This window comes from Bradyrhizobium sp., from assembly GCF_004799405.1.
Classification (GTDB): Bacteria; Pseudomonadota; Alphaproteobacteria; order Rhizobiales; family Xanthobacteraceae; genus Bradyrhizobium.
The window spans coordinates 1-7162 of sequence record NZ_SSMW01000019.1; the positions used below are offsets into that span (position 1 = coordinate 1).

The 7162-nt window shown below is 58.5% G+C and carries 12 protein-coding genes and 1 pseudogene; 4 read left to right on the forward strand and 9 right to left on the reverse strand.

Annotated features, from left to right (window positions below; genetic code table 11):
* A partial coding sequence (locus E7813_RS03565; protein ID WP_291570952.1) for a hypothetical protein occupies window positions 1-518 on the forward strand: 518 nt, incomplete at its 5' end.
* 310 nt (window positions 519-828) lie between these two features.
* Here the strand turns inward: E7813_RS03565 and E7813_RS03570 are convergent.
* The 6 genes from E7813_RS03570 to E7813_RS03595 form a co-directional block, all read right to left on the reverse strand.
* Window positions 829-1110 carry a GlsB/YeaQ/YmgE family stress response membrane protein gene (locus tag E7813_RS03570; RefSeq protein ID WP_291570954.1) on the reverse strand — a complete coding sequence of 94 codons (282 nt, stop codon included), beginning with the start codon at window positions 1108-1110 and terminating at the stop codon, window positions 829-831.
* Window positions 1111-1466: 356 nt separating this feature from the next.
* The gene (locus tag E7813_RS03575) at window positions 1467-1751 is read right to left on the reverse strand and encodes a BrnA antitoxin family protein (RefSeq protein ID WP_291570957.1); all 285 of its coding nucleotides are present in this window, start codon (window positions 1749-1751) and stop codon (window positions 1467-1469) included.
* The gene (locus tag E7813_RS03580) at window positions 1738-1992 is read right to left on the reverse strand and encodes a BrnT family toxin (protein WP_291570959.1); all 255 of its coding nucleotides are present in this window, start codon (window positions 1990-1992) and stop codon (window positions 1738-1740) included. Before E7813_RS03580 ends, E7813_RS03575 begins: the two co-directional genes overlap by 14 nt.
* Window positions 1993-2600: 608 nt before the next feature.
* The gene (locus E7813_RS03585) at window positions 2601-2954 is read right to left on the reverse strand and encodes an addiction module antidote protein (RefSeq protein ID WP_291570961.1); all 354 of its coding nucleotides are present in this window, start codon (window positions 2952-2954) and stop codon (window positions 2601-2603) included.
* Entirely contained in the window at window positions 2954-3232 is a 279-nt protein-coding gene (locus E7813_RS03590) for a type II toxin-antitoxin system RelE/ParE family toxin (protein ID WP_291570963.1), read from the reverse strand. Before E7813_RS03590 ends, E7813_RS03585 begins: the two co-directional genes overlap by 1 nt.
* A 403-nt stretch (window positions 3233-3635) precedes the next feature.
* A complete protein-coding gene (locus E7813_RS03595; RefSeq protein WP_291570965.1) occupies window positions 3636-3797 on the reverse strand; it encodes a DUF1778 domain-containing protein in 162 nt (53 codons plus the stop codon).
* 165 nt (window positions 3798-3962) lie between these two features.
* On the opposite strand from E7813_RS03595, the gene E7813_RS03600 reads away from it, so the two are divergent.
* Window positions 3963-4205 (forward strand): hypothetical protein, encoded by a 243-nt coding sequence (locus E7813_RS03600; protein ID WP_291570974.1) that lies wholly within the window; start codon window positions 3963-3965, stop codon window positions 4203-4205.
* 2 nt (window positions 4206-4207) lie between these two features.
* On the opposite strand, the pseudogene E7813_RS03605 reads toward E7813_RS03600, so the two are convergent.
* Window positions 4208-4300 (reverse strand): annotated as a pseudogene (locus tag E7813_RS03605) (endonuclease); the annotation flags it as partial.
* Between the two features lie 153 nt (window positions 4301-4453).
* On the opposite strand from E7813_RS03605, the gene E7813_RS03610 reads away from it, so the two are divergent.
* A complete protein-coding gene (locus E7813_RS03610; protein WP_291570968.1) occupies window positions 4454-4822 on the forward strand; it encodes a type II toxin-antitoxin system RelE/ParE family toxin in 369 nt (122 codons plus the stop codon).
* 2 nt (window positions 4823-4824) lie between these two features.
* On the forward strand, window positions 4825-5145 hold the full coding sequence (locus E7813_RS03615) for a helix-turn-helix transcriptional regulator (RefSeq protein WP_291570970.1): 321 nt from the start codon (window positions 4825-4827) through the stop codon (window positions 5143-5145).
* Between the two features lie 87 nt (window positions 5146-5232).
* Here E7813_RS03615 and E7813_RS03620 read toward each other — a convergent pair whose 3' ends face one another.
* Window positions 5233-5862 carry a hypothetical protein gene (locus tag E7813_RS03620; protein WP_291570972.1) on the reverse strand — a complete coding sequence of 210 codons (630 nt, stop codon included), beginning with the start codon at window positions 5860-5862 and terminating at the stop codon, window positions 5233-5235.
* A partial coding sequence (locus E7813_RS03625) for an ERF family protein (RefSeq protein WP_363331149.1) occupies window positions 5859-7162 on the reverse strand: 1304 nt, incomplete at its 5' end. The genes E7813_RS03620 and E7813_RS03625, both read right to left, overlap by 4 nt.

The following is a 7162-nucleotide window of genomic DNA, read 5'->3' on the forward strand; positions in this document are numbered from 1 at the left end:
CTCCCTTTGTCGGGCTGATCGGCACAGCAGCGCCACTGCCGCGAATGACTTTGCGCCAAAGAGTCGGGCATTTCTTTCAGTGGCTACCACATTGGATCTGGTATGGTCGCGCCAGCTGGCGCACCAGGCTTAGACGCCTTCCTCAGTTTTTTCGGCTTTTGCACTTAAACTTCGTAAGACAAACCCGCGCAGAGCCAGAGCTCCCGGATTGGGCTGAAGATCGTACGACAAAGGAATATTTCGCACTTGGGATAAATTATAAACCAAACGTCGGCCAGCCGATTCCTATTGATCTTTTTCGATTGCTTCGTGATCATCGGCCCTCTGGAGCACACCCGCTATGGTGGTGGGAGTTCGACTATCTCTGGGATGGTGGGTGGAGTCGCTGGGCGGGAGCGCTTCCAACGATCCACTGGTGTGAAGGCGATCATGTGACGGCTCTGCGGCCGCCGCTGGTAGGTGGACTGGCGCGGCAAATTCGAGCAGCGATGGATGCCCATGACGACGCACCGAAGTGAGGAATTGTTGCACTTTCTGAAGATTAACGTCTCTTGCAATGTGTAGAAGATTTCGCCAGTGGTTGGCCAATTCTGAGCAGACTTTTCATTCGACAAACCGGTGACAATCGCGCTTGGCGCGCTTGGCAAATTCGCAACAGCTATTCAATTCTCGGTGCAACCTCATGCGCCGGCCCTGCGCCGACTGCATGAACACTTCAAACATTTCGGACATGACCTCGCGCCCCCTCGGAAATTCCGAAAGTGCAATCAAAAGCGAAGCGTCAAGAAATACGATCGAAAGGTTGAGCCGTTCAAACCTGAGATTGGATTACCATCGGCGACCCCAGCTGGTGCCGCCTCGCACAAGTCTTACCAGAAGTAATAATACAACGGCACCGATCGTGGCATTGACGATCGCGCTGACGATGCCGGTGCCGAGATGGATGCCCAATTTTGGGAGCAACCAGCTTCCAATGAAGGCGCCGATGACTCCGATAATCAAATCACCGATAAGCCCAAAACCGGCCCCACGTACAAGCTGGCCTGCTAACCAGCCGGCAACTACACCCACTATCAGGATGACCAGAAGACTTTCCCCGGACATGTTCATTGAACAACCTTTCCCCGTTTGCTGAGATTACACCTTACCCGTCAAAAAATTAGTTGTCTGTGCTGAAGTTGGCTCTTTGGGCGCAAGGGCCAAAGGGGGTTGAGAGAGGCCGACCATCGTTCGGCGATGAGCAAGCCGCGCGACGCATGAAGACATGACTTTCTTGCGTAAATTCTTGGGCGACGACGATCTTCGCGAGGCTCTCGACCATGCTCCGCCGGGGATCATCGACCCCGCGTTCATGGGCTTATTGGAATTCCAGGTTAGGGCGCTATCCGGCTCCGCCGATGCCCGAGCGTCAATTGGCTTGACCGGAGATCTTCAATCGGCGGAAAATCATCGTCGAGCGTGGCGCTTCATCTAATCTTATTGATCTTTCGTAGATCAGCATCAATCTTGGATTGCCAGCCTGGTCCCTTCGCCTTGTATGCGTCGATCACCTGACCGGACAAACGGAGAGATACAAGTTTCTTGGTCGGCGCTTTGTTCGGACCGCGGCCTTTTCGGATCGATGCCGCCAACTCAGGAAGGGCTTCAGCGAATGGCCTCGCCTTGGCAAAATCTTCCTTGGTCAATTCGGGGTTATCGCTGACATCCCGAAGATCGCGGGCGCTGTAGCCCTTCTTTTTAATATTCGGCATAGAGTTTCCTTTCGTTCTTACTGGCTGGGCGCATGCTGATGACGCTGACGGCCTCCTTACCCAAGGCAACGAACACCACGACGATCACGCCACGCATGTTTTTGCCAATGCCGAGCCAGCGCTCGTGGTGGGAGGGCAAAACCAGAGCGCTGTCAAAAAAAGTCTCGTTGAGATCGGCGAAGTCCAGCCCGTGCTTATCAAGATTGGCGAGGCGCTTCGGTTCGTCCCATACGATTTGCATGGAGTATTTCGTATCTACATTTTAGTCTGAAGTCAAACGGACTTTCTGGAAGAAATTCGATATCGCAATGGGTGACCTATCGTCGTTCCGTTGACGCGCTTTTCCTCCGCCCACCTTCGCTTGGTGAGCGCATTCGTGGATGGATCGACCAGCCAACGTGCCTATCGACGCCATCCTGATGGAGCAGCGCGCGTTGGTCATCGACAAGGAACCGGACGCTGTCTCCGCGACCGATGTTTGCCGGCTTTAGTGTTTGGGCCGGAGCGTCTGAGCGCGTTGCGCCGATTGGCTTCGACTCGGGGGGCGCGTACTGCCTATCGACGAGCCGGTCGCGGAAGCTTGGGCGCTCCTGGGGATTCCAAATCCGTTGCCTTTGATCGACGGCCTGCTGGCGGCGAAACGTGCCGCCCGCTTACGCATCAAATGGATGTTCACAACAAACAAAGCCCGCGCCAAAATGGGCCGCGGCTATCCCGCCACTTCCAAAGAGTCATAATCACTGTGCAGAGCTACCAGTTTGATGACCCAAGGTACCTGCGCAATGATAAGTCACTCTTCAAAATAGATAATGCTGCAGCGTCGATGAGGGCGCGCTCTGTTGACGCGTGCTACGCGACCCGGCGCCGCTTTGACATCTGTCGGCTCGCCACGGGGTGCGCTGAAAGGGTTAGACCCAGGGCGCGAACAATGCGCATGACCGTGCCAAATTCTGGATTGCCGGTCTCCCCGAGCGCCTTGTACAGGCTTTCGCGGTTCAAGCCGGCCTTCTTCGCAATGCCACCCATACCGCGTGCGCGTGCAACGAGACCAAGCGCGTCGCGCACGAAATCCGCGTCACCGGATTCGAGCGCCGCCGCAATATAGGCAATCTGACGCTCTTCGGTGTCGAGATAGTCGGCGGCATCAAATCGCGTTGTCTTAGGCGCTGTCTTGAGCGTTGTCTTGGACATCACCTTGGGCATCACCATGTCTCCGCCAGTTCCCGAGCCCGTTTGATATCCTTCGGTTGCGTGCGCTTGTCGCCGCCACACAACAGGATCACAATTTGTGCTCCACGATGCACATAGTAAATCCGGTAGCCCGGCCCATAGTCGATGCGCATTTCGAAGATGCCGTGACCGACGTTTCTGGTATCGCCGGGATTTCCCATCTCCATGCGACGAATGCGGCCGACCGCATTGGCATCCCTGAGACGGAGTAGCCAGCCCGAAAACTCCTCCGTCTGACGCACCTCGGCCATGGCGGTCCAATGTAGTCCATAGGCTACAAGGCATCAAGCGATCTCGGCGCTACCGAGCACAAAGACGCTTTGCGTTGGTGTTGAAGCGACCGGCAGCATTTTTCATGTGCGGCTATGCGCCGATGAGGGCGCGCTCTGCTCGCGTGGACTACTCTCGCAATCGAACGCCCGGCCCGCCGCCGTTTTTGGCGATGAACTGAATTCCCGCTTTTTCCAGAGCCCTCTGCAGCGCGTGAGCGTTCCGCGGCCGAAAAGGGCATCTCATCGTAGATGCATGGAGAATTGGCTTCGTTTCGTAAATCTGGGTGCTAACTGTTTTTTGTTGCCGAATCGCAGGGTGACGCAACTAAAACTGCTGCGGTCGTGCTGAGCGCCGAGCAGTTCGACTTTCGGCGCGCGAAATTCAGTCACGAGCGACCTGGCGGTACCAGGCCAGCGTCTGCTTCAGCTTTTTATTTGGCTTCGGTGGATGCAACAGCAGCGCTTGGAAACGTTCCCATTCCTCGGCGCTGAGGCTGATAACCTCGTTCTCGCGCACGATCGCGTCAGCCTTCTTCAGAGACACCTACCAGCCTCGGCGGCGAGTTTTGATCGTGCTTCACGCGATCGGCTTCGGTCAGCAAGTCGGCTAATTGCGCCCGGCAGCACAAAGCGGATCGGTAAGGTTGAGCGGTTAGGTTAAATCGCAGATTTCCTTGACCGGTAGTGCAAGACCGCTCAATTGCGGGTCATGTTTGATCACGACGATAATTTTGAGCTGGATTCAGACGGTGAACCCGTGCTCGTTGGTCTGACGCGCAGTGAAATGCTGGAATTCATTCGTCTTGATGAGCTTATCAACGCGGATGGATCATTTCCGGGTATTCTACGAGACGAATGGCATAGCGCTGACGAAAAGCGATGGCTTGAACTTTGGGACAAGCATGAGGCGGCAAGGCACCTATTTTTGAACGGTAATAAGACGAGGCATTGAGAACGCGGCGGCTCGATGTCGAACAAATGAGGGGTCTCGCCGATCTCCACGCAGCGCCGGAATTTCATCTCAGCGGTGAGCAGCAGATGCTGATGAGAACGCCACTGGCTCAGTTAATAGCGGCGCGATTCTCCAAATGCGACCCCTCGCGAGTGGCTTGAGGGTATTGAAGTTTATACCTAAATGAATATAATCTGCTATTGCCTTCGTTGGCAGGCGCTTTCCGCAGCAATGCTCGTGGGATCAAAATGACCGAGGGCAAGATGGGGCGTCGGCCTCTATTCTGGGAGGGCTCCGCGAAGAGGGACTTTAAGCAGTTCCCGGAGGCCGTTCAGAAGGATATGGGTGTCGCCCTCTTCGTGGTGCAGCTTGGCGGGACGCCACCATCTGCAAAACCCTGGAAGGGGCTCGGGCCGGGCGTCTTTGAATTAGTCGGGGACCATCGGGGCGATACCTATCGAGCGGTTTATCTGGTCCGGATTGCTGGAAGGGTACATGTGCTGCATGCGTTCCAGAAGAAGTCTAAGTCAGGGATCAAGACGCCACGAGCGGATGTCGAACTGGTCGAGACGCGATTGAAGGCCGTTCTAGGGAGCTATCGATACGAAGGGGAATGATGATGACACGGAAACTGCGAACTCGCGGGACCGACAATGTTCTGGTCGACCTTGGCTTCGACGATGCAGAGGAGCTGTCGGTTAAGGCGATGCTTGCGATGAAGTTGAATGCCCTGCTCGAAGCACAGGGCCTGACTCAAGCCCGCGCCTCGAAGATACTAGGCATGCCGCAGCCCAAAATTTCGGCGATCAGAAACTATAAGCTCCGTGGTATCTCGCTTGAGCGCCTGATGCTGGCACTGACGATACTCGGTCAGCATGTTCGGATCGTCGTTAGTCCGTCCAAAGGCCGATCGATGGCCCGTATCGACGTAGCGGCCTGATTTGCGCAACCATGGTTGGGCGTCCTTCGTGTCGCCGCCGCTTTCGCCGACGCCTCTCGCTGAACCGAGCAGTTTGATGACGCTTGATCACCGGCCGCGCGCCGACCTCAGCAGGAAAATCGTTCTCAGGGTTTGGCGGGCGAGGGCTGCTTCGTATCGTCCGAGCCGCTCGAAGATCGCACTGTCGAGGTTGGCGAGTCGCTGGAAGCTGAGGGTCAGCTGGCGTTGGGAGCCGAGGGGCTGGGGCGTCCAGGTAGGGGCGTGGCAGCAGGGATCCCGGTCGGTTGGCCAAGGGGAGTCGTCGCCGTCGGCGTCATTGGTCGCAGCCAGAACGGGATAGGCGGTGCTTCCAAGACCGGGTGGCGGGTTTGGCGACCGGTCCGGTCGGCCAGCCGACCTGCGCTCCCGAATGATCTCGGCCTGAATCCTTAGCAGGTCGGTCTCGATGGCCGTCGCCCGCCGCAGTCGCCATAACAGCGATGCCAGGCGAAGCACGAGTTCCCGCTCGACTGCCGTTCGCGCGTCGTAATCGGCAATGATGGCAGCTTCGAATCCGCGGTAGTCATCGATGTCCTCGACAATTTCGACCACGGTTTCGGCACACAGCCCGTGCCGGACGGCATTTTGGCGCGACCGATGTTTGCCCTCCTCGGTAGTTGGCCCGGTGCTTTTGACTGCGTTGCGCCGATTGGCTTCGATTTGTCGAAATGAGGTCATGGGACGGTCCGGCCGTCTGGACGTGGTTTCCCGGTGGGATCGGATGTCGGGGCAGGCGAGCCCGTTCCGGTCCCATTTGTTGCTGTTGGAGGCTCGCGCTCGGTGACGTCCTCGACGGCTACGGTCGTTCCATCGCGTCGCGCGTGCTGCCACAGCCGATGCGCGACCGGCAACGGATCAATCTTGATGCTCTGCCACCATGCGATCTCTGCACCATGCCGGTGCAACTCGCGGTGGTGGACCCGGCACAGCGGGACGGTGAACTCATCGCTGACCTTGCGGCTGAGCGCGCGGGGCTGGGCAAACCGCAGATGATGGGCTTCCGCGGGCGAGCGGCCGCACACCAGGCAGGGCTGGGCGGACACGAATTTGCGGTGGTCCTTGTCGCGCAGGCGGATGGTTTTGGCCGCGACCCGGCCACATCGGGTGCCGGGTTCTTTTGAAAGAGCCACAGGTTTGGGGGTATCCAGCGATGGTCGGGTTCCTTGGGCCGCTTCCTGATCTTGCGCAGCCTCCGGAAGCTGCGGGATTGGCTCATCGCCCAAGGCCGCCAGCTTGATCCGGAAGCCGTCTTCGAGAAGGTGGGCGTCCGCGACCGTCAGCGTGTTCTTGGCTGGTAGACTCCGCTTGGCCCAGCTGGCTGCCTGATCGCTCGATTGCAGGCCGCCCAGTTCGGCCAGCAGGCGATCCCGCTGCAGCGCGGACTGATCAGCAGGCAGGACGGGGGCCGCTATACGCGTGATCGGGACCCGGCGGCGGCCGTCCGACACGCCGGGAGTGTGAGCGTGCCCGTTCAGGGCCCTTGCACCCGACCCGTTTGGCTGATCCGCAACGGCTTTCGGGGTTGTTTCCGGGTCCGGTGCATCCAGATCGTCCTCGCCGGCGATGCCTACCAGCGTGAACAGCGCATAGCGGCGGGCATAGGTCAGGGCAGCTCCCATGCGGTGCGGCGCTGCGGTTTCGCTGGTCGCGCAGACCGGCCAATCGGAGGAAATCCACTCCCCGGAAGCGTGTGCCAGAAGGGTCGTGAGGCAGATCTGCCCGCTGGCCTGATCGATCCTGGTTGTCTGGATTGTCGCGATCTCGTGCTGGCCCAGGCTCTTGCGGACGATATCGAGGCCGCTGGCGAGCGAGGCGTAGCGGAAGGTCACGTCCCCCTCCCTCGGAAAGGGCGAACGGAGGGTGGCCGTAAGCGATTTCTCGGGGTTGCTGAGCTCGCCCTGGGCCTTGGCGAGGGCTGTGGCGATCGCACCGATGGTCTCACTGGAGCGGTGCACTGGCGGCCTCCGCGTCCATAAGG